The 853-nt window shown below is 43.0% G+C and carries 2 protein-coding genes; both read left to right on the top strand.

The window, feature by feature from the left end:
- Nucleotides 1–186 precede the first annotated feature (186 nt).
- Nucleotides 187–390, top strand: a complete 204-nt coding sequence (locus HMPREF0083_RS24545) for a hypothetical protein (RefSeq protein ID WP_021624653.1) — start codon at nt 187–189, stop codon at nt 388–390.
- Nucleotides 391–494: 104 nt separating this feature from the next.
- Nucleotides 495–853 (top strand): IS3 family transposase (locus HMPREF0083_RS26780; RefSeq protein WP_021624652.1); only part of this gene is annotated, 359 nt, incomplete at its 3' end.

The following is an 853-nucleotide window of genomic DNA, read 5'->3' as shown; positions in this document are numbered from 1 at the left end:
CTCTTTAGCCCCCTAGAGAAATTGGACACTAAGAGTGGATTTGAATTACACTGATAGTGACCAGAGGGGGAGTACAATATGACACGAAAAAAGTATTCGTTAAATTTCAAGAAACAAGTAATAAAAGAAGTACAAGAAACAGGAAGCATTACGGCTGTTGCTCGTCGTTACGAATGATCAGCAAACATGGTCGGGCGTTGGAAAAAAGAACTGGAGAACGGGAAGCATGGTGAAGTAGATTTCTCCACCGTTCCTGCTCTGGATGCAGAGGAAGTAGCCAAAGAAAACGATCAACTCAAGCGTTTACTTGGTGAACAAGCGTTAGAGATCGCTATATTGCGTGATTTAATAAAAAAGAAAAACCCTCATTTGCTGAAAAACTTGAAGTAGCTGAACACTACATTCGGCAAGGCTATCCAAAACGGTTAGTCCTACGTTTTGCCCGCATTCCACGCTCAACCTACTACTATCATAAGAAACAGGAAGGGCAACCCGTGGAGCCAGTGAAAAATGAGGGGCGACAAGCACCGGGCTATTCCGTCCGACAGGACGGAACCAAAATTTCAGATGAACAGATCAAGGAATGGCTCATGGAAGCTTTATCCGGTGATGGATATGCCTACGGATACCGAAAGCTTACCGTGCTTTTACGCCGCGATCATGGGCTTGTGATCAATAAGAAAAAAGTATATCGCCTATGTAAAGAGCTCGATATTTTACGACCGCAGCGGAGAAAGAAAGCGACTTATCCGCGAAAATTGGCACGAAATCGAGTGATTACCGATTCCAATCAACTCTTTGAAACGGACATTAAATATGGTTATATTGCCGGAGAAGATTGTTTTTTCTTCAT

It is taken from the genome of Aneurinibacillus aneurinilyticus ATCC 12856, assembly GCF_000466385.1.
GTDB lineage: Bacteria > Bacillota > Bacilli > Aneurinibacillales > Aneurinibacillaceae > Aneurinibacillus > Aneurinibacillus aneurinilyticus.
Note: the sequence above shows the minus strand (reverse complement) of the source record. Positions and strands in the feature narration are given on the sequence as shown.

Coding starts and splice junctions, on each gene's coding strand:
- HMPREF0083_RS24545 (WP_021624653.1), top strand. CDS start 187: ATGGTCGGGCGTTGGAAAAAAGAACTGGAGAACGGGAAGCATGGTGAA.